This window comes from Mycobacterium sp. M23085, from assembly GCF_045343915.1.
Lineage (GTDB): Bacteria > Actinomycetota > Actinomycetes > Mycobacteriales > Mycobacteriaceae > Mycobacterium.
Genome location: NZ_CP174280.1, coordinates 1,320,941 through 1,340,492, shown reverse-complemented (window position 1 = coordinate 1,340,492; position 19,552 = coordinate 1,320,941). Strand labels below are relative to the sequence as shown.

The following is a 19,552-nucleotide window of genomic DNA, read 5'->3' as shown; positions in this document are numbered from 1 at the left end:
CCCTCCAAGCCCCGGGCTAGGGTGAAGGCCATGCGGGTAGGAGTGCTGGGAGCCAAGGGCAAGGTCGGATCGGCGATGGTGGCGGGCGTGCAGGCCGCCGAGGACCTGACCCTGTCGGCCGAAGTGGACGCCGGCGACCCGCTGAGCCTGCTGACCGAGGGCGATACCGAAGTCGTCATCGACTTCACCCATCCCGACGTGGTGATGGACAACCTGAAGTTCGTCATCGACAACGGGATTCACGCCGTGGTGGGGACCACGGGCTTCACCGCCGAGCGGCTGCAGCAGGTGCAGGATTGGCTCGCCGACAGCGCGAACACGTCGGTGCTGATCGCGCCGAACTTCGCCATCGGTGCGGTGTTGTCGATGCACTTCGCCAAGCAGGCCGCGCCCTTCTTCGATTCGGCCGAGGTGATCGAGCTGCATCACCCGCACAAGGCCGACGCCCCGTCGGGCACTGCGACGCGCACCGCGAAGCTGATCGCCGAGTCGCGAAAAGGCTTGCCGCCCAATCCCGATGCCACCAGCACCAGCCTGCCCGGTGCGCGCGGCGCCGACGTCGACGGCATCCCGGTGCACTCGGTGCGGCTGGCCGGCCTGGTCGCCCATCAGGAGATCCTGTTCGGCACCGAGGGGGAGACGCTGACCATCCGCCACGACAGCATCGACCGGACCTCGTTCGTGCCCGGCGTGCTGCTGGCGGTGCGGCGGATCAAGGAACACCCCGGCCTGACGGTGGGTCTCGAGGCGCTGCTCAACCTGCAATGACCAAAGCGCTGCGCACTCAACTGCTCGTCGCCTTCATGTGCGTCGCGCTGTTGGTGTATGTCGTGCTGCTGGGGCGGGTGGCCGTCGCGATGATCGGCTCCGGCCGGGCCGCCGCCGTCGGCCTCGGGCTCGCGGTGCTCATCCTGCCCGTGATCGGGCTGTGGGCGATGATCGCCACCCTGCGCGCCGGATTCGCGCACCAGAAGCTGGCCCGGCTGATCGCGGCCGACGGAATGGAACTGGACATCAGCGCGCTGCCGCGCCGGCCGTCGGGCCGCATCCGGCGCGACGCGGCCGACGAACTGTTCGCCACGGTGCGCGCCGAGGTGCAGGACCACCCGGACGATTGGCGGCGCTGGTATCGGCTGGCCCGCGCCTACGACTACGCGGGCGATCGTCGCCGCGCCCGCGAGGCCATGAAGACCGCCTTGGACTTACACCGAGACCTGCAGGGCCGCCCGTGAACCAAACACCGCGCAAGACGCTGTTGATCGTGCACCACACGCCGTCGCCGCACACCCACGAGATGTTCGAGGCGGTGGTATCCGGCGCCACCGATCCCGACATCGAGGGTGTGGACGTGCTGCGGCGCCCGGCGCTGACGGTCTCGCCGGCCGAGATGCTGGCCGCCGACGGTTACCTGCTGGGCACCCCGGCGAACCTCGGCTACATCTCGGGCGCCCTCAAACACGCGTTCGACTGCGCCTATTACCAACTGCTCGACTCGACTCGCGGGCGACCATTCGGTCTATACCTGCACGGCAACGAGGGCACCGAGGGCGCCGAACGTGCCGTCAACACCATCACGACCGGCCTGGGTTGGGTGAAAGCCGCAGAGACCGTGGTGGTTTCAGGCAAGCCGAGCAAGGACGACGTCGATGCCTGCTGGAACCTGGGGGCGACGGTCGCCGCACAGTTGATGGAGTGAATCGTCCAAAACCGGTCAGGGCGAGTGTGTTTCACCGTGTTGCGGGAAGCTTGTGGAGGCGCCCGGGGTGGAGAACAGCGACCTCGGCTCAACCTGCGGCGATGCAGTGGGCTCGGCGTTAGCCATTGTCGTGAGAAAGGCCGAGCCCATTTCGGGGTGCGCGGTCGCTTCCGACATGGGGTGCGAGGTGATGGGCCGAGCCGCTAAGACGGCCGGGTCCGCCATCTGGAATGGTAAGCCGTGACTGCTGATTCGCTCGCCGAAGCGGTCGAACGGCGTTGCCAGCGGGTCGCCCTTGGGCGCTGCGATCTGGCTCTGCCAAGGTATGACGGGCGGCCGGTCGATCACCTTCGGCGGTATCGTGTCCATGCTCCCGCTGGGGGTTTCGGGTGGATTCGGCCCATTCGGCGGAGGACCGCTGTCGGCGTCGTCGGCGGGAGCCGGGGTCGGTGACGGCGGGGTCCACGCCGGACTTGCGCCCGTCGCCTGCTCGAGGTACCGCCGCCACGCCTGGAGGTAACCGAACAGCTGCTGGGTGTAGTCGGCCGGCGCGGGTGGCACCGGCGACCCCGCAACGGTGGGCGGCCCCATCGGCATCGGCGGCATGAACGGCATCGGCGGCATGACGGGCATGTACGGCATGAAGGGCATGAACGGTGCCATGTTCTGCCCTCCCGCCGCCGCGTTGGGCAGCACGGGCGGCGCGGTCAGGAAGGGTGACCCGGCCGCCATGGCCGCCCACTGCTCCAGCAGCTGCCGCCAATTCTGGAGATAGCAGAGCAACTGCTGGTTGTAATCCGTTGCGGGCATGGACATTTGTTGACCTCCAGCTAGTGCGGGATAGGGGGCGGAGGGGTGGTGAACGAAAACCCGGCCGGTGCGTCCAACGGATGCGGTAGCGAGTGCTCGTAGAATCTCGAGTCGAGAATGCGCAGCGCGCGGGTGTCGGCCGGCTCACGGTTTTCGATGTCGAACACGTAGCAGTAGTCACCGGCCGGTGTCGGCATCCGGATCGGACTCGACAGACCTTGATCGAGGAACCCGTATGGGAATTCCCAGTAGAGCGCGGGGCTCTTCTCGCGGCGATCGCGGCCACCCGATTCGACCCAGATGTAGTGGTCCAGAATGGCATTGACGGCATGTCGTCCCGACTCGCACGCAGACTCCATCGACGTCACCCGGGTGAACGTCTTGTTCCACGTGCCCGCGAAGACCACCGAATTGTTGTGCACCTGGTAGCCACCGTGGCGGGCCTGCCAGACATTGCGCTGCGTGAGATCTTCGAGCCACCCGTCGTCATCCGGGGTGGTAGTCCACGACGTTCCGTGCGGGTTCCACGGGTCGCTGCCGGGCCGGTTGTTCCAGTCGCCGACGATGGGAACGAGATACGGTGACTCGTTGCGAATTATCCGGCCATGGCCCTGGCCGGGTCCGGCCGCCATGACCAGCCCGCGGTCGAGTGCATACCACGCGGGCCACGGCATGACCTCTTCCCCCGCGGATCCCGGGCAACTGGTGAGCGCGGAGATGATCTGGCGCCATACCTCCGCGGCGATTTCGTCGGGTGTGCAGTCGCGGGCCGCCTTACCCCGCCCGGAAGCGTCGACCAGATGGGAAGAGGGGGTGTTGAAATCCCCGATGTCCACCGAGAGCACCGAGATGCAACCGTCGCGGTCCAGAATCGGCCGCTTCTCCCACAATCCAGACTGGTTGATCGACGACAGCGCCCACTCCGTGCCGGTGAGCAAGATGTGCCCGCGGAGCAATTGAAATTCCGTGTCGAAGTAGTACTGGATGCCGCACAGTGTTTGGAACCGATCCCATGGCACCCGTCCCATCTCGTCCATCGAGTAGGGATTCCGTCGGTGCTGCGGCCGCGTGGTCTGGGGCTGCAGCGGACCGTCGGGCGGGGGAGGGATGGTGGTGAAACCGTCCAGTCTGGCCACGGTTCCGCCGGTGCCCGCCGAGCGCAGCGCGGTGCTGATGTATTCGGCTGCCGGGGCGTCGACGGCGACGACCGTGTAATCGGGAGCCACTTGGGTGCCGTCGGCGAACGTGATCCGCGCGCGGGGCCGCAGCTGGGGTGGCTGAGCCGGGTCGAAGGCCGGAGGGTCGAGGCGAGTCGCCGTGTTGTGGACGAAGCTCACGCCGAGTGTGACGAGGTGGCGGTACCAATGGTCGAGCCACGACTCGGTAGTGGGACCATTGAGCACCCCGTCAGCCTTGTTGTCGCGGCGGTCCATATTCAGGTACAGCTGCAGATAGGTGCTCATGTTGGTGCGCGCGTCGCCCCAGATTGAATCGAGAGCGACCAGGATCCTTGGCATTTGCCGCAACAGCATGTCGCAACTGGGCGAATAGGAGTACTTGTTGATCCCGGTCGTGGGGTCGTGTCCGACCAAGAAGTCGTAGGCGGATACGTTCTGTAGTTCCCGCGCGCGACGCAACGGGCTGGTGGACAGGTAGTGCAGCAGCCTGCCCAGGTAGGTCCCCACGTCGCTGGGGGTGAAGCCCAATGTTGCGAGTTCGCTGAGGATTCCGAGGAACTCGGCGGGGCTGCGTGGAAGTTCGCTCGGGAAGACCAGCGACGGCCGGTCATGCACCGTGGTGCCCTTGGTGATGACCCGTCGAACGTTGTCGTAGACAGTGCGTGAAGTCGGTGTCCAGGCGGCCGTGTTGCCGGACGTCTGTGTCAGCTGATAGAGCGGGATGCGTTGGAACAGGTCCCAGATGTGTAGGTAGAACGCCGGAAAGAAGCGAAAGCCGTGTTCGCCCGCCACCGCTCGCTGCGGGTTGCGCGGCCGGCCCCGCCGTCCCGGGAATGGACGCAGCTCGGCTTGGCTTCCGTCCTGCGTGCCCACCGTCGAATATTGCGAGGCGGCCAGGCCGCCGAGCTTGACGGGTGGGTAGGTTCCCGCCGGCTCGGATCCCAACCCGTTGCGTTCATCCTGTCGTGACTCGTACACCGTGACGACGAAGCCGCGTTCCGCGAGTTCGTGAGCGGCGGTCAAGCCGGCGATGCCGGCACCGACTACCGCCACCGTAAGGCGCCGTTGCTGTGACGCAGGCGTCGTTATGCGCTCGGACATGTTGCCCCCGCGCGCAATTCGGACAGGAGTGTGGGCTGCGAGGGGGCCCGGACCGCGGCGTGGACGTACGCCAGCAGCGAATCGTGCGCACGCTGGACATCGTCGAGCGGACCACGTACCCGCACCCTGCCGCTCTCCACGGCCTGGCCCAGCCCCACTCTGGCATCGAGCAGGTCGAGGATGGTGACTCGCGAGGTGGCGATCCGAGCGCCGGCCGGCTGCGCCGCCCCTTCCGACACTCGGAGTCGAGGACCACCGCTCAGCGAAAACATCTCGCCGTCGACGTCGAGTTCGACCACCATCGGGCCGAGCGCTGCGACCAGCAATCGGTAGCTGTCGGGCACCTCGGCCTCCAGGTGCTCGAGTGAGCGCCGCAACAGCGCCGAAACCCGTTCAGCCATAGAGGAACTCGAATACGCCGGTGCCGACGAAGTCGAAGGGCTCGCCGTTGATCGTGCCGCTCGCCCGGGTGGTACCGCCCGTCTCGCAGAGCACGGTCGATCGGTCCAGGAACGCCTCGCTCGGCTGCGCCAGGCGGGCGTACGAAAGCGAGCCGAACTCGGCGTGCACCCTGTCGCCCGCCCGTGTCGCGGTGATATCCATCCGGGCCGGAACGGCCGGCACCTCGCCGTCCAGCAGCATCCGCATCGGGGGCGGCAGGGTGCAATCGGCCGGCCGGTCGAGCCGGCCGTCCGAGCGGGTCCGCACCGCGGCGTGCCGGAATATCGCGGCGGGCTCGTCGTGGTGCCAGACGTACACCGCTTGGGACAGGCAGCGCAGCCGGCTGCGATCGGTCGTCTGCAGGAACACCATTGACCACGGGTTCCCGGGTTCGGTCGGCAAAATGGTGCCCCACGTCCAGCCGAAGTCGTCGCCCCACCGGAACCGGCCCCAGTTGTGGTCGTGATAGGCGAGGTCGCCGTCCACACGGTGCTCGCGACCTCCGATACAGAGCCATCCGTCGGCGCGCAGCCGCGGGACGAAGAGCCAGTTGATCCTGCCGTCGCCGAGCGGTTGGTTGCGGACCACGAACGGCCGGGTCGCCGAGGTGAAGCGTAGCTCACCCCGAATGTCCTTGTCGGGCAAGTTGATTGTCACGTGGTAGCCGTCGGGTAGCACGGTCATCCGGTTGCCCCCGATGGTCAGCTCACCCAGATCGGCCGAGATGTTCGGGGTGCGCTCGTCGAACCGCTCGATGGCGCCGGTCCAATTCTCGTCGTGAGCGATCACGATGACGCGCGGCGCAAGCCGGACCTCGTTCGCGCCGAACCCTTCATTGTTGAGGCTGAAGTTGATCAAGAGCCGCCAGTCGCGTCCATGGACCACAAAGTGGTGCCACTCCTTGAAACCTGTGGGGCGCGCGGTGGCCAGCACCGGCGCGCGGAGGAAGTCGTTGCGGGCCAAGAGCGCGCTCATCGTAGCCACCGCGTGGTCGATGTGAGTGCCGAGACAGCCGGATTCTGCTGTGCCGTAATCGGTGCGGCGATCCGCTCGATCGCTGCACCGAGACCGGCAAGCCCGAGCAGGACGTACACGAAGTCATCTGGGCCGCGGCATGCGTCGGGTCGGCGGTCGTCGTCGGCCAGGGTGCGGACCATCCGGGCCACGCCGGCGAGGCCGACCAGGTAGCCGATGAAATTGCTCTGATCGGCAAGCGCTGCGCGAGGATCGGTGAGCGTCATGCGAACCCCTCGGGCCGCAGGCGGGCCAGGATGGAGTCGTCGAGGTCATGCCCGATGACGACGTCGGCCAGCAGATCCGCCCAGGCATCGGGTGCGGCGTCGGGTGCGGCGGGGCCGTCAAGAACGTTGAGGCTCACCATCTCCCAGACACGTCGGAGGTTCTCGACGGCTTCGGAGGCGACCAATGCGTCGCGCAGCCGCGCCCCTCGCGGGGTGGCTGCGTAGCGGCGGCCTTCGGCGACGAGTAGGTCGTGCAGCCTACGGGCGGCCGCGGGGTTGCCCAGCACCGCGCGGCGTGCGCCGACAAGCAACTCGAACGCGGTTCGCTCCGCCCCGCCGGCGTCCTCCGGCGGCACCGGGCGCAATTGCGGTGTTTCCCGATCGATGAGGTCGAGAGTGAGCTCGCGGATCCGTTCGAGCTCGGCGAGCATGCCGATCATGGATTCGGGGTTCATCGGGTCCGCCCGTGCACGTAGTCCACCAGATCGTCCAGCATGTCTCGATGGCGGCTGCGGGGGAACCAGTCGAGACCGGCGAGCACTACCGCCGCCTCCTTGGCATGCTTGGCGGCGACATTCCGGGCGTGCTTAAGTGAACCGGTTCGGTGCATCAGCTCATAGATCCATCGAATGTCGTTGAGGCTCTTCGCCTCCGAGGGATGGTGTACCTGCAGTCGAGCCTGGATTTCGGCCCGTCCCGCCTCAGACAGTTGCCCGCAGACGGTAAGTCGATCCAACAACTGGTTCAGCTCCAACTCGCCGTCGGGTCCCGGTCGGCGCTTTGCCAGGATCGCCACGGCGCGTTCCCGGTCGTTCGGCTCGGCGGATCGCAAGGTGTGCAACAGCATCAGGGTCCGCTTGCCCTCCCAGATGTCGCCGCCGATCTCCTTGCCGTACTCCTCTGGATCCGCTCGCAAGTTCAGTAGGTCGTCGGTGATCTGAAAGGCCGCTCCGAGGTGCCGGCCGAGGGACTCCAAGGGGGCCATGCGCTCGGGCCCGGCGCCGGCAGCGATCGCACCCGCCTGCAGCGGGGTGATGAACGTGTACCAGCTGGTCTTGAGCTCCACCATGGTGAGGTAGTCGCTGTCGTCGAGCCGCCAGGTGTTGGACCGTACCCACTCGAGTTCCAGTGCCTGGCCGTCGACGGTCATTCGGGTCATCTTGGCGATGGCTCGCAGGATGCGCAGGGCCGGCCCGAGCCCGACCCGCTCGACGTTGTCCAGCAGCGGTTGCAGCGACAGCGACAACATCGCGTCGCCGACGTTGACGGCGATCGGCACCCCGTGGTCGATGTGCAGCGTGGGTTTGCCGCGCCGCCACCATGATTCGTCCTCGATGTCGTCGTGGATGAGGAACGCGTTGTGGTACAGCTCGAGCGTCGCGGCGGTCGGAAGTACCGCCTCGAGATGGCCGCCGAGGCCGAGGCAGGTGGCGATGCTCAGCGCAGGCCGCAGCGCCTTCCCGCCGCGCAGCGGGTAGTCGAGGATCAGGTCGTAGAGGCCGGTGGATCCGCGCTCGCCGGCGCCGTACAGCCGGTCGATCTCGCCGTCACAGGCCTCCTTGCACAGGGCGAGATAGTCGTCGAGCGGGTGGCAGGCTATCGGGTTCGTACCGCTGTCACGTGATTCACACTTTGAGAGCGACGAGGCCTGTGGCATCGGTAATCCTTGCCGCGTAGCGGATCCGGGGGGAGAACTGGATTGTGCCCGTGGCGGTTTCGCCGTCGACCTCCAGGCTGGGGAGGGCACTGAATGCGACGTCGACCGGCTCCTCACCGGGCGATGCCTCCGGCGCCGCGCCTTGCGCGATCCGCCGGCGACGGCCGATCAAGACCATCCGGACCTTCGCTTGGTTAGTGCCGTCGAGCGGCTCGAATCGGTACAGCGAGTTGATGTTCGCCGCGTCCAGTATCTGCTGCGCGATGTTGTAATAGCCACTGACCAACTGGTTGAGCTGTTGAAACCCCACGGTATTGGTGACCAGGCAGGACGGCGCCCGGTACCCGGCGTTCTCGACGAGCACACGGGCGCCGATCAGCCCGTTCTGTAGGTCCTGGACGCCGGTCGACCCGAAGGTGATGGTATTCGTGGCGCTCGGTGCCGCAAAGCACTGCTTGAGGACGTCGGTGTCAAAGCTGTTGGCGAGGGTCTTGGTCGCTGTCATCACTGCGGTGAGCAGCGCGTCGGGGGTCGGCGCGATTGTCTCCGCGACTGTCAGCTGGATCGTCGGCGGCGGCGGAGGAGACGGAGGCGGGCCGACGGCTAGAAAGCCCGCGTTCGCACCCAGCAGGCCGTTGGCGACATTGAGCTGGCCGGGGTCGCCGGTGTCCCAATGCGGGATCGCCTGCCAGGCAATGCTGCACTGGCCGAACGCCTCTTTGACTGCTTGGTTGGCGTGGGCCAACCGCTCTGCACTCAGGTACATGGCTAGTGCTCCTTGACCCGCCCGTGGCTGTCGGTACAAATCATGAGACAACTACCACACTCGCGCGATCGCTTCAGCAAAGTTTCAAAAGTGGAGTAGTGCGCTACTTATTCAGGAGTGCTACCTCTTGACCAGGGGTCATCTCACCGCGCGCCACCGCGTCGCAGTGGGCGAGATGCAGCGGTGCGACGGGGTCGTCGGGCAGCAGCTCGCGGCATCGTTCGAAGGCCGCGCGTGCCCCATCGACGTCGCCCGCGTCGAATAGTGCAAAGGCCTCGTCGAACGCCGGCTGTGCGGCGCGCTTCGCGGCGCGAAGCGGAGCCGAATCCTCGTCGTACACCTCGTAAATCGTCACCGGCCGACGCCGATTGACCACCATGACGCGCTCCATGCGACGAACGTTGAACCGCTCCGACGCGGCGAGGCGCTGGTACGTGTTGTCGGAGATGAGGAGGGCGGATCCGTAGCGCTTGTTGGTGCTCTCGATGCGCGCGGCCAGGTTTACCGCGTCGCCGATGATGGTGAGCACCATGCGGTTCACCCCGCCGACGAGTCCAACTCCGACCATCCCGGTATTGATGCCGATCCCGGCGCGCAGTTCTTCGGACCCGACCGCTGTTCGCTCCCGGTTGTGTGCTCGCAACGAGCGCAACATCGCCAGTCCCGCCCGCACGGCGTCGGGTTCGGACTCGAAGACGGCGACGATCTCATCTCCGCGGACGTCTTGAATCATGCCGTTGTAGCCGATGATTGGGAGCTCGACGGCGCGCAGAAAACCCATCGCCAGGTTGCTCGCCTCGCCGACGTTCATGTCCTCGATCATGGTCGTGTAGCCACGGATGTCGCTGATGAGCACCGTCATCTCGCGCTCGACCCGGTAGCCGTTGCGGACGCGGCGAAGGTCGTCGATGTCGAGGATGCGCAGCAGTTCGTTGGGAACGAATCTCGATTGCGCGTCCATCAGGGACTGTCGGTGCTCGTCTGCGGCCCGTAGTCGCGCCTCGAGCTGGAAGTTCCACAGTGGAGCGGCGGCCTGGGCGCACAGGAAGGTGACCGCCTGCTCGTGGTCGGCGCCGAAGTGTCTGCCGGGCTCGTCCTGCTCGGCGTAGATGACACCAATTGTCCTGTTATGCACCCTGATCGGAGCAGCGAGTATGGACGGCGCCTGATGCTCGGCGGCGACGATGACCGGCGAGCCACCGTCCAGCACGCGGCGCACGACGTCCCTGTCGTAGGCAACCTCGGTCCACGGTCCCTCGACGATCGAGATGTGGCCGTGATCCTGCATGGCCCGGACCGACAGATTTTCGGCTTCGCCGGTGAGCAGCAGGACGCGGCCGGCCCCCGTGGTTTCCGCGACCGAGCCCAGGATGATGTTGGCCAATCCTTCCGGATTCGCCGCCCCGGACAGCGCGCGCACCAGCTGATGCGCGCCGACCGGGTCGATCCCGGTCGAGCCCGTCGTGAGGTCGCGTCTGAGTAGCCATGGGTGCTCCCGCGCGAGCCGGTCCGTGCGCACGGTGAAACCCAGGTTCAGCCAGCGCTGGTATGCCGAGCGCAGCATGTGCTCGCGCAGCATTGTTCGTCCGAGTTCCGCGTAGAGGGCGGCGGCCTCCTCGTGGGCGTAGGCGCTGATCACGGGGAGCTGGTTTTCCTCCGCCAGCTCGATCGCCTGGTGAAGGTAGCGCTCCGCCTTGGTGTGTTGACCCTGCGCTCGGGCCCACGAGCCCTGGAGCAGGGCGTACGGCGCCGCGTAGTTCTCCGGTGCGCCGGCCGCCCACTTGCGGTGCATGGCCAGTGTCCGGCGTACGAAGGGGGCGGTCGAGCGATTCCGCGGCGCACACCGAATCATGCTCAGGGCCCCGATCAGGTAGATGAGTTGGGAGATCACGGAGCCCGCCATGCCGCCGACATGTTCGATCGACTCGGGTGTGGCGGCGACTGCACCGGCGTAGTCGCCGCACCAGAAGTGCAATGCCTGCTGCCGGGCGGCGGCCGCGCTCAGCGCCACCTCGTCCCCCTCCCGGCGGGCGGCCGGCAGCACGTCTCGCTCGTCGAAACCGCTCTCACCCGCGACAAGCAGGGCATCGGCGCTGCGGCCCATCAGGTTGAGGCAGAACTGATGCGTGCCCAGGCAAAGCGCGCTGGGCACGGGCTGGGAACGAATGTGGGGGATGAGCGAGCTGGCGAGGGCATCGATTTCCGGGAGTGGACGACCCACCCAGACCGACTGAGCGAGCAGGGCCGCGACCAGAAATCCGGCGTACTCCTGATCGCCTTGGTCGAGTGCTTCCTCGATGGCGTCGCGGAGCTCAGCCAGGCCGTCTCGTACCGGGTGGCGCCAGTGGCGGATGAAGTTCAGATGCGTAAACACCGTCTGCGGCCGGGCCTCCCGGAATTCCGGACGTTCGGCAAGCCGCATGGCTACCTCGCCGAAGCGCTGGCCGCCCGTGCGATCGCCGAGCACTACTCGGATGACCCCGTAACCGCCGATCACCAGCGGCGAATACGGGGTGTGACCGTGGGTCAACGTCAGATCGAGCTGCTTTCGTACGAACAACGGCATGAGGTTGGGCCGGACCAGGTACGACATGTTGCGCAGTTCGAGAAGAATGCGGTGGATCTCGATGACCCGCTGGTCATCGCAGTGCGGTAGCTGCAGCAGCCGCTCGGTGCTCCAGCGGCGGGTCGTCATCATCATCCGCACGATCGCGTTGCCCATGCGTGGCTTGCCTGCGTCGGTCGGCACTCGTTCGCCCAGCTCGGCCAGCGTTTGCAGCCCGATCTCGAGCGCCTCCTGCAGACGGTTCTCCGCGACCCGCCCTTTGAGCCGGAGGTAAGCGATGCGCGCGCGGTCGGGCGGGTCGCGCAGCACCTCCTCGACCTCGTCGAGTAGCGAATTCAGCGCCCCTACGTCACCGACCAGCAGCGCGGCGTCGGCGGCGTCGAGCTGCAGCTGCCGCGTCAGATCGAAGTGTGCGGTCCAGCGCTGCGCACCGAGCAGACTCAACGCGTCCCGGCAGTAGTCGAGCGCCAACGGGAAGGAAGCCTGGGCCCGTGCTTTTTGTGCCGCGCGCCGCAGGACGTCGACATAGCCGACCCGCTCGGTGCTGTCGGTCAGCCCGCGTCCACCGATGCCGAGGTGGCGCGCGGCCTCGAACAGCCGGTCGTCCCCCCGCTGGATCAGCCAGCGACCGATGCGCAAGTGGGTCTCGCGGATCTCGCCGTCGGACAGGCCGACGCGCGCCGCCTCGGTCACCCGGTCATGGCTGAACCGGTACCGGGCGTCGCGGCTGATCGCGTTGGCGATCCGTCTGCCGCCACTGTCGACCGCCTCGAGCAGGCGAAGCTCGAGGCACGCCCATAGCGCCTTGGCCACCACATCGGGCGACCGCCCGGCCGCCGCCGTAGCGTCGTTCAGGTCGAATTCGCCACCGAAGCAGGACAGCGAACTCAACACCGACCGATCCTGCGGACTCAGCTGGCCGAGGTAGCGGCCGAGAAACTCCGCGGCCGTCGCGGTGACCTCGAGCGATGCCAGGACGCGCAGGTCCCAACCGGGGCGCCCGCCCGGCCCCACCGGGAGCAGCGCCCCTTCGCGTTGCGCGCGGTACAACAGCTGACGGACCTGCAGTGGGTTGCCGCCGGTGCGATGGTGGAACTCGGCGGCCACGTCGGCCAGCTCCACGCTCTGACCGCACACGTCGGCCAGCAGCTCCTCGACGTGTTCGGGGGCCAGCGGTTGCAGTTCGATGGTGCTGAGGTTCTCCGATTTGATGCCCCCGGCGGCCGGGTCGAACTCACCCGCGCGGTGGCCGCCGACCACCAGGACATTGCGAAGCGACACGGTCAACAATTCGGACAACAGCAACAGCGTGTCCCGGTCGGCCCACTGCAGGTCATCGATCGCCAGTACCACCGGACGGTAGGACGCGGTGGTCGACACCAGCAGGATGGCGGCGCGGTGCAGACGATGGCGAGCATCTGCCGCATCGAGGCCGGCATCGGTCGAGGACTCGCCCAGCACCGGCGCCAGTTCAGGTACGAGTGGCGACAGGACGCCCGCAAACCCCGCCATCTCGCTGACGAGTTCGGCACGCCAACGATCACGCTCGGCCGGGCCGGTGGCCTCCATGGTGCGGACGACCGAGCTCAGTGCGTCGGCCAAGGCCGAGTACGGAGCCGGCCCGCCGTCTCGACACCTCCCGTAGGCGAATACGCAATTGCGACGGGCGATCTCGACGCCGAACGCCTGAATGAGCGTCGACTTTCCCACTCCGGGGACCCCGCTGAGTAGGACGCACCCTCCGCTGACCCGTTCGGCCGTCGCCACCGCGTTCCGGAGCTCCCTGAGCTCCTGCCGTCGGTCGGCGACACGGCCGTCGAGGTCCAGTAGCGGAGTCGTCACGGCCCGAGGCGCTCCGTGGTGGGCGCCGTCCGTCGGATGGCGCTGCAAGGGGATCGCGAGTCGGAGCGCATGTGCATGGCGGCTCCCCTCCACGGGAATCTCCACCCACCGGAGTGACGGTCCCCCCGCTGCGGGACTGTGCAGATCCGTTCGGCGGGTAGTGCACAGCAGCATAGCCCAATACCAGGCGCTATCCGAGGTCTGGAGCCCGGCTGAGGGGTCGCCGCACAGCCGATGGGGTGACGTCCGGCTAGGCGAAGGTCGGCTTGAAGGCGTCCGCGGGTTGGGCCAGCGCCAGCGCCGAGCTGGTGCCGATGGGTCCGTGCCGATCGAACAGCGTCGCGGCGCCGGTGGCGACTCCGGCCGTGCCGTAGTGGCTCTGGGCGGCCAGCCCGAGAAACTCGCCGTCCGGCAATCGGCTTGCGGTGACGGTGTAGTCGGCGTTGATGTAGCGCAATCCGCCGGTGCCCCAGTGGGTGAGGGAACTGGTGATGTCGCCGACGAACGCCAGGCGGGTGAATGGTGTGAGCGGGTGCCCATCCACCATCGGGCGAAAGAGCCGGGCCCAGGCGAACTTCTGGGAGTGGGTCTGCTCCCACTCGCCGGCGGCGATTCCCGGACTGCCTTGCAACGTCGCCCCGTATCCCCAGATGTGGAACGGCATCTCGTCGGGAAAGCCGTCCGTCGACGCCGGAAGCGGCGGCATTTGCGCGGGCGACGACCACACCTGGCCTTCGGGATGCTCACCGCGGCGCAGGAACAGCGCGCTGGCCCGCGCGACGACCGTGTCACGCTGAATCAATGTGGCGTCGACCAGCTTGATGCGCCGGCCTTCCCGCTGCACCGAGGTCCGGATCTGCACCGGCACCAGCATCGCCGGGCGTAACAGGTCGACCGTGAATCGGGCGGGCTGCAGGTCCGGATCGATGCCGGATTGCTCTATGCCCCAACCCAACAGGCCGCCGACGATCTGGCCGCCCATGGCCGCGCCCCACGGGCCTTGCGTCAGCTGGCCCGGAACATAGGAGTCGCCGTCGACAGTGAAGAACGCCTCGGGCATGATGGCGGAATCCTCGATCGTCACCGCTATCACGATAGGACACGCCGATAGTAAGGACCGGGCATGCCTGAAGTGATCGAAATCCCGCGTGGCCACAACCCGTTCCCGGTGACCGGCGTCTCCCGCGGCCGCGACGGCATCCCGCGCTATGACGAGCTGCCCGCCACGCTGCTGGACATGCTCGCCGCACAGGTCGACGCTCGTCCGGACGCCGAAGCGCTGGTCGAGCTGGGTGCGGGACGGCTGACATACCGCCAGCTCTGGGACCGCGCGGCGCGAGTCGCCGGCGGGCTGCGCGCGGGCGGCCTGCAGCAAGGCGATCGCGTCGCGGTGCGCTACCCTGCCGGAATCGACTGGGCGCTGGCGTTCTGGGGCACCGTGATGGCCGGTGGCGTTGTGGTGGCGGTCAATACGCGGTCGGCGCAACCGGAAGTCGAGTTCGTCCTGGCCGACTCCGGCGCGGGGGTGGATCTGGCGCCGGACGCCGCGCTGCCCGACGGGCAGCCCTACGTCACCGAGCATCTCGGCCTCGCCGACACGGCCGCCCTGTTCTACACGTCGGGCACCACCGGCCACCCCAAGGGCGTGCCGACCACGCACGAGGCGTTCCTGACCAACACCGAGAACGCGATCCGCTGCCTGCAACAGCCGCGGGACCTCGGCGAGGCGATGCGCACGCTCATCTCGGTTCCGCTGTTCCACGTGACGGGTTGCAACAGCCAGCTGCTGGCGGCGGCGCGACTGGGGGGAGCATCGGTGATCATGCCCACGCTCAACCTGGACGCGCTGCTCAACGCGCTGACCGCCGAGCGTGTTTCGGTCATGGTCACCGTCCCGGCAATCTACTCATTGTTGTTGCGGCACAGCGGTTTTGCCGCGCTCGATGTGTCGAACGTACGGTGGGTGGGCTACGGCGGCGCACCGATCGCACCTTCGCTGGTGCGGTCGGTGAAGGACGCGTTCGGCCATGCCACGGTGTTCAACGGCTATGGCATGACGGAGACGGCATCGCTGATGACGGTGCTGCCCGATGGTGAGGCCGTCGAGCACGCCGACTCCGTCGGTTACGCGGTCCCGTCGGTGGACCTGGGGGTGATCCCGTTCGGGGACGACCCGACCGAGGGCGAATTGGTGGCCCGGGGCGCCAATGTGACCACCGGCTACTGGAATCGGCCCGAGGCCAGCGCCGCGACCTTCGCGGACGGTTGGCTGCACACCGGCGATGTGGTGCGCGTCGACGAGGCGGGCCGGGTGCACATCGTCGACCGGCTCAAGGACATCATCAACCGCGGGGGCGAGAACGTCTCCAGCGTCGAGGTGGAGGCCGTGCTGCTGGCGGCGCCCCATGTGGCCGACGCCTGTGTGCTCGGGGTTGCCGACGACGTCATGGGCGAGAAGGTGGGGGCGGTCCTGTTCGGCGGCGGCGACGAGATCGACGTGCCGGCGGTGCTCGACTACTGCCGCGGCCGGCTGGCCGATTTCAAAGTGCCGCAATATGTCACGGTGGTCGGCAGCGCGCTGCCGCGCAATGCGGGCGGCAAACTGATCAAGGCCAGACTCCGCGAGCAGGTACGGTGGGGAGAGCCGCTTCGATGAGTACGAGCCTGCTGGTCGCCAACCGCGGCGAGATTGCCCTGAGAATCATCCGCACCGCAATCGAATTGGGCATCCGCACCGTCGCGGTCTACGCCGAAGATGATGCGGAGAGCCCGCATGTGCACGCGGCCGACGAGGCGATCGGCCTGCCCGGCGCCGGCCCGCGAGCCTACCTCGACCAGTCCGCCGTCCTGGCGGCGGCCAAAAGCTCCGGCGCGAACATGATCCACCCCGGTTACGGATTCCTCAGCGAGAACGCCGAATTCGCCCGCGCCTGCACGGCGGACGGCTATACGTTCGTGGGTCCCGACGCCTCGGTGCTCGAGCTGCTCGGCAACAAGACCTCGGCGCGCGGCGCCGCGATCGCCGCCGGGGTCCCGGTGCTGCCGGCGACCGAGGGGCCCAGCAGCGTCGAGGACATCAAGGCGTTCTTCGCCGAGCGGGCCGGCGGCATCATGATCAAGGCCCTCGCCGGGGGCGGAGGGCGCGGAATGCGCAAGGTGCACAGCGCCGATCGGATCGACGACGCCTACCAGCGCTGCGCCGCCGAAGCGCGGCTGGGCTTCGGCGATCCCGGGTTGTTCGCCGAGGCGCTGCTCACCGACGCCCGCCACATCGAGGTGCAGGTCGTCGCCGCGCCGGCCGGTCACCAGACGCACGCGCACGCGGTCGGGGACCGCGACTGCAGCATCCAGCGGCGTTACCAGAAGCTGGTGGAAATCGGTCCCGCTCAAGGCCTTTCGGCTGATCTGCGCCGAGCCCTGCACCAGGCGGCGGTGCGGCTCTGCGCCCGCGTGGGCCTGCGCGGACTGGCCACCGTCGAATTCCTGGTCACCGGCGAGGAGTTCGTCTTCCTCGAGGTCAACCCGCGCATCCAGGTCGAGCACACCGTCACCGAGGAAACCACCGGGCTCGACCTGGTGGCCGTCCAGCTGGCGATCGCCGGCGGCGCATCCATCTATCAGCTGGGGCTGCCATCCGGAATCGCTTCCGACGGAACCGAAGTCATCGGCGAGCCGGCCGCACGCCGCGGAATCGCGATCCAGCTCAGGGTCAACACCGAGACCTTCGGACCTGACCTCGCCGTCGTACCCTCGGCCGGCACCCTTGCGGTGTTCTCCCCGCCCACCGGTCCGGGCGTGCGCGTCGACACGTACGGCCGGGCCGGACTGGCGATCAGCCCGCAGTACGACTCGCTGCTTGCCAAGCTCATCGTGGGCGTGCACGGCACGTCCTGGCGGGCGGCGGTGCGCAAGGCCCGCACCGCCCTGGCCGAGTTCGGCATCGAGGGCGTCCACACCAACCTCGGATTCCTGCGCGAGCTGCTCACCGACGATCGGATCGAGTCCGGTTGGGTGAGCACCGGTTTCGTCGATGAAAAGCTGCCCGAATTGGCCCAAGCCGCGCTATCTCACCAGCAAGAACCCCCGGCGGCCGCGATCGAGCTGTATCCCGGCGAGGACGTGCTGCGCGCGCAGTTGGCCGGCACCGTGGTCGAGGTGGCGCCCGAGGGAGCCGAATACGCCGCGGGCGGCCAGCTGGTCGTGCTGGAGGCGATGAAGATGCAGCACGTGCTCGTCGCGCCGGACGCGCTGCGGACCGTCCGCGTCCTGGTGCGGCCCGGGCAGGTGGTCGGGACCGGAGACCCACTGCTGGTCTTCACCCGCACGAGGGCCACCGGGGATGGCGAGTCCGTCTCGGCTGCAATGGATCTCGACCGACCGCGCGCCGATCTCGACGAGGTGATGCACCGGCGTTTCCTGACCCTGGATGAGGGCCGTCAAGCCGCGGTTGCCAAACGACACGAGCGGGGTCGCCGCACCGCGCGGGAGAACATCGCCGACCTCGTCGATCCCGACAGCTTCGTCGAATACGGTGCGCTGGCCATCGCGGCGCAACGCAGCCGTCGCTCGGAGGAGGACCTGATCGCCAACACCCCGGCCGACGGCCTGGTCGCCGGTCTGGCCACCATCGGCGCGGACCGGTTCGGCCGAGCCGCGGCGCGGGCCGTCGTGGTGTCCTACGACTACACCGTGCTGGCCGGCACGCAGGGCATGCGCAACCACGCCAAGACCGACCGGGTGTTCGACCTCGCCGCACGAAAGTGGTTGCCCGTGGTGCTGTTCGCCGAGGGCGGTGGGGGCCGGCCGGGGGACACCGACGTCGGCGGCGCCGCCGGGCTGGACGTCCCGACCTTCCGGATGTTGGCGGCATTGAGTGGGCAGGTGCCGTTGGTGTCGGTCGTCTCGGGCCGGTGCTTCGCCGGCAACGCCGCGCTGGCCGGGGTGTGCGACGTGATCATTGCGACGCCGGACGCCAACATCGGGATGGGCGGACCGGCGATGATCGAGGGCGGCGGGCTCGGTGCGTACCCGCCCGAGGCGATCGGCCCGATCGGTGTGCAGCGCCGCAACGGCGTGGTCGGCCTGGTCGCCCGGGATGAAGCACATGCGGTCGCACTGGCCAAGCAATACCTGTCGTACTTTCAGGGCGCCGTGAGCGACTGGGCGGCGCCGGATCCGCGGCTGGCCCGGCATGTGGTGCCGCAGAACCGATTACGCGCCTACGATGTGCGCCGGGCCATCGAGGCCATAGTCGACATCGGCTCGGTGCTGGAACTGCGGCCCGACTACGGCGTGGGCATCGTCACCGCGCTGGTGCGCGTCGAGGGAGTGCCGTACGGGCTGATCGCCAACAGCACCCATCACCTCGGTGGCGCGATCGACGCCGAGGCGGCCGACAAGGCCGGTGACTTCCTCGCCATGTGCGAATCGTTCGGGCTGCCGGTGATCTCGCTGTGCGACACGCCGGGGTTCATGGTCGGGCCCGAGGCGGAGAAGGAAGCGGCGGTTCGCCGGTTCGGTCGGATGTTCGTGCTGGGCGCCCGGTTGACGGTCCCGCTGGGAATGATCATCCTGCGCAAGGGTTATGGGCTTGGCGCGATGGCGATGGCCGGCGGTTCGTTCCGCGCGCCGCAATTCACCATCGCCTGGCCGACCGGAGAGATCGGCGGCATGGGCCTGGAGGGCGCCGTGCGGCTCGGTTTCAGCAAGGAATTGGCCGCTGTCGACGATCCGGCCGAGCGGCAAAGCCTGTTCGACCGCCTGGTGGCCGCGGCCTACGAGCACGGCAAGGCGCTGCGCTCGGCCACAACCTTCGAACTGGACGACGTCATAGACCCAGCAGCCTCCCGGGCCTGGATCACCAGGCTCGCGGGAGGCTGACGGGTCGAATGATCAGGCGTGGCCGGAGCCGCAGCCGACGCCGGGCAGACAGCCGGTGCCGCCGGGGATGCCACCCGGGCCCGCGTTCTGCCCGCCGGAGCCGCAGCCGACGCCGGGCACGCAGCCCTGGCCGCCCGGACCGCCGCCGGGGCCGTTGAACTGGCCGCCGGAGCCGCAGTTCCCGTTCGCGTCGCAGCCGCCGCCGCCCGGGTCGTCCTTGAAGGTGACGTGGGTCGGGGCGGGGAAGTGGGCGGCCGGTCCGGCGGCATAGACATCAGCCGCGGCCACCGGCGCAGCGGCGATGGCCGCAGCGACAGCCCCGCCGACAACCAGCGGTTTCATGAATGTCAATTTCGATAACATGCGCGTGGCAT

At 68.1% G+C, this 19,552-nt stretch carries 14 protein-coding genes and 1 pseudogene; 5 read left to right on the top strand and 10 right to left on the bottom strand.

Annotated elements, in window-relative coordinates:
• The first annotated feature begins 30 nt into the window (after window positions 1-30).
• The 3 genes from dapB to ACIUM1_RS05840 all read left to right on the top strand — a co-directional run bounded on the left by dapB (window position 31) and on the right by ACIUM1_RS05840 (window position 1,696).
• Window positions 31-768 carry a 4-hydroxy-tetrahydrodipicolinate reductase gene (dapB, locus tag ACIUM1_RS05850; RefSeq protein ID WP_406816296.1) on the top strand — a complete coding sequence of 246 codons (738 nt, stop codon included), beginning with the start codon at window positions 31-33 and terminating at the stop codon, window positions 766-768.
• Complete coding sequence (locus tag ACIUM1_RS05845; protein ID WP_406816295.1) at window positions 765-1,232, top strand: hypothetical protein; 468 nt, start codon at window positions 765-767, stop codon at window positions 1,230-1,232. Before dapB ends, ACIUM1_RS05845 begins: the two co-directional genes overlap by 4 nt.
• Before the next feature lie 62 nt (window positions 1,233-1,294).
• Entirely contained in the window at window positions 1,295-1,696 is a 402-nt protein-coding gene (locus tag ACIUM1_RS05840; protein WP_406817551.1) for a flavodoxin family protein, read from the top strand.
• Window positions 1,697-2,071: 375 nt separating this feature from the next.
• Here the strand turns inward: ACIUM1_RS05840 and ACIUM1_RS05835 are convergent.
• The 9 genes and pseudogenes from ACIUM1_RS05835 to ACIUM1_RS05795 form a co-directional block, all read right to left on the bottom strand.
• Window positions 2,072-4,785: pseudogene (locus tag ACIUM1_RS05835) on the bottom strand (FAD-dependent oxidoreductase); the annotation flags it as partial.
• Window positions 4,770-5,186, bottom strand: coding sequence for an SCP-2 sterol transfer family protein (locus ACIUM1_RS05830; protein ID WP_406816294.1), 417 nt, complete (start codon window positions 5,184-5,186; stop codon window positions 4,770-4,772). The gene ACIUM1_RS05830 and the pseudogene ACIUM1_RS05835, both read right to left, overlap by 16 nt.
• Complete coding sequence (locus tag ACIUM1_RS05825; RefSeq protein WP_406816293.1) at window positions 5,179-6,201, bottom strand: hypothetical protein; 1,023 nt, start codon at window positions 6,199-6,201, stop codon at window positions 5,179-5,181. The genes ACIUM1_RS05830 and ACIUM1_RS05825 overlap by 8 nt, the downstream gene beginning before the upstream one ends.
• A complete protein-coding gene (locus ACIUM1_RS05820) occupies window positions 6,198-6,467 on the bottom strand; it encodes a hypothetical protein (RefSeq protein ID WP_406816292.1) in 270 nt (89 codons plus the stop codon). Before ACIUM1_RS05820 ends, ACIUM1_RS05825 begins: the two co-directional genes overlap by 4 nt.
• Window positions 6,464-6,922, bottom strand: a complete 459-nt coding sequence (locus tag ACIUM1_RS05815) for a hypothetical protein (RefSeq protein WP_406816291.1) — start codon at window positions 6,920-6,922, stop codon at window positions 6,464-6,466. The genes ACIUM1_RS05820 and ACIUM1_RS05815 overlap by 4 nt, the downstream gene beginning before the upstream one ends.
• Window positions 6,919-8,124: a polyprenyl synthetase family protein gene (locus ACIUM1_RS05810; RefSeq protein ID WP_406816290.1), complete on the bottom strand. Its 1,206-nt coding sequence runs from the start codon at window positions 8,122-8,124 to the stop codon at window positions 6,919-6,921. The genes ACIUM1_RS05815 and ACIUM1_RS05810 overlap by 4 nt, the downstream gene beginning before the upstream one ends.
• Window positions 8,093-8,869 (bottom strand): hypothetical protein, encoded by a 777-nt coding sequence (locus tag ACIUM1_RS05805; protein ID WP_406816289.1) that lies wholly within the window; start codon window positions 8,867-8,869, stop codon window positions 8,093-8,095. The genes ACIUM1_RS05810 and ACIUM1_RS05805 overlap by 32 nt, the downstream gene beginning before the upstream one ends.
• A gap of 124 nt (window positions 8,870-8,993) precedes the next feature.
• The gene (locus ACIUM1_RS05800; protein WP_406816288.1) at window positions 8,994-13,298 is read right to left on the bottom strand and encodes an AAA family ATPase; all 4,305 of its coding nucleotides are present in this window, start codon (window positions 13,296-13,298) and stop codon (window positions 8,994-8,996) included.
• A gap of 250 nt (window positions 13,299-13,548) precedes the next feature.
• Entirely contained in the window at window positions 13,549-14,382 is an 834-nt protein-coding gene (locus ACIUM1_RS05795) for a thioesterase family protein (protein WP_406816287.1), read from the bottom strand.
• 39 nt (window positions 14,383-14,421) lie between these two features.
• Between ACIUM1_RS05795 and ACIUM1_RS05790 the strand changes: the two genes are divergently transcribed.
• Complete coding sequence (locus ACIUM1_RS05790) at window positions 14,422-15,954, top strand: class I adenylate-forming enzyme family protein (protein ID WP_406816286.1); 1,533 nt, start codon at window positions 14,422-14,424, stop codon at window positions 15,952-15,954.
• Entirely contained in the window at window positions 15,951-19,178 is a 3,228-nt protein-coding gene (locus tag ACIUM1_RS05785; protein WP_406816285.1) for a carboxyl transferase domain-containing protein, read from the top strand. The genes ACIUM1_RS05790 and ACIUM1_RS05785 overlap by 4 nt, the downstream gene beginning before the upstream one ends.
• Window positions 19,179-19,190: 12 nt before the next feature.
• Here the strand turns inward: ACIUM1_RS05785 and ACIUM1_RS05780 are convergent, their stop codons facing one another.
• Entirely contained in the window at window positions 19,191-19,520 is a 330-nt protein-coding gene (locus ACIUM1_RS05780; protein WP_406816284.1) for a PE-PGRS family protein, read from the bottom strand.
• Window positions 19,521-19,552: the final 32 nt, after the last annotated feature.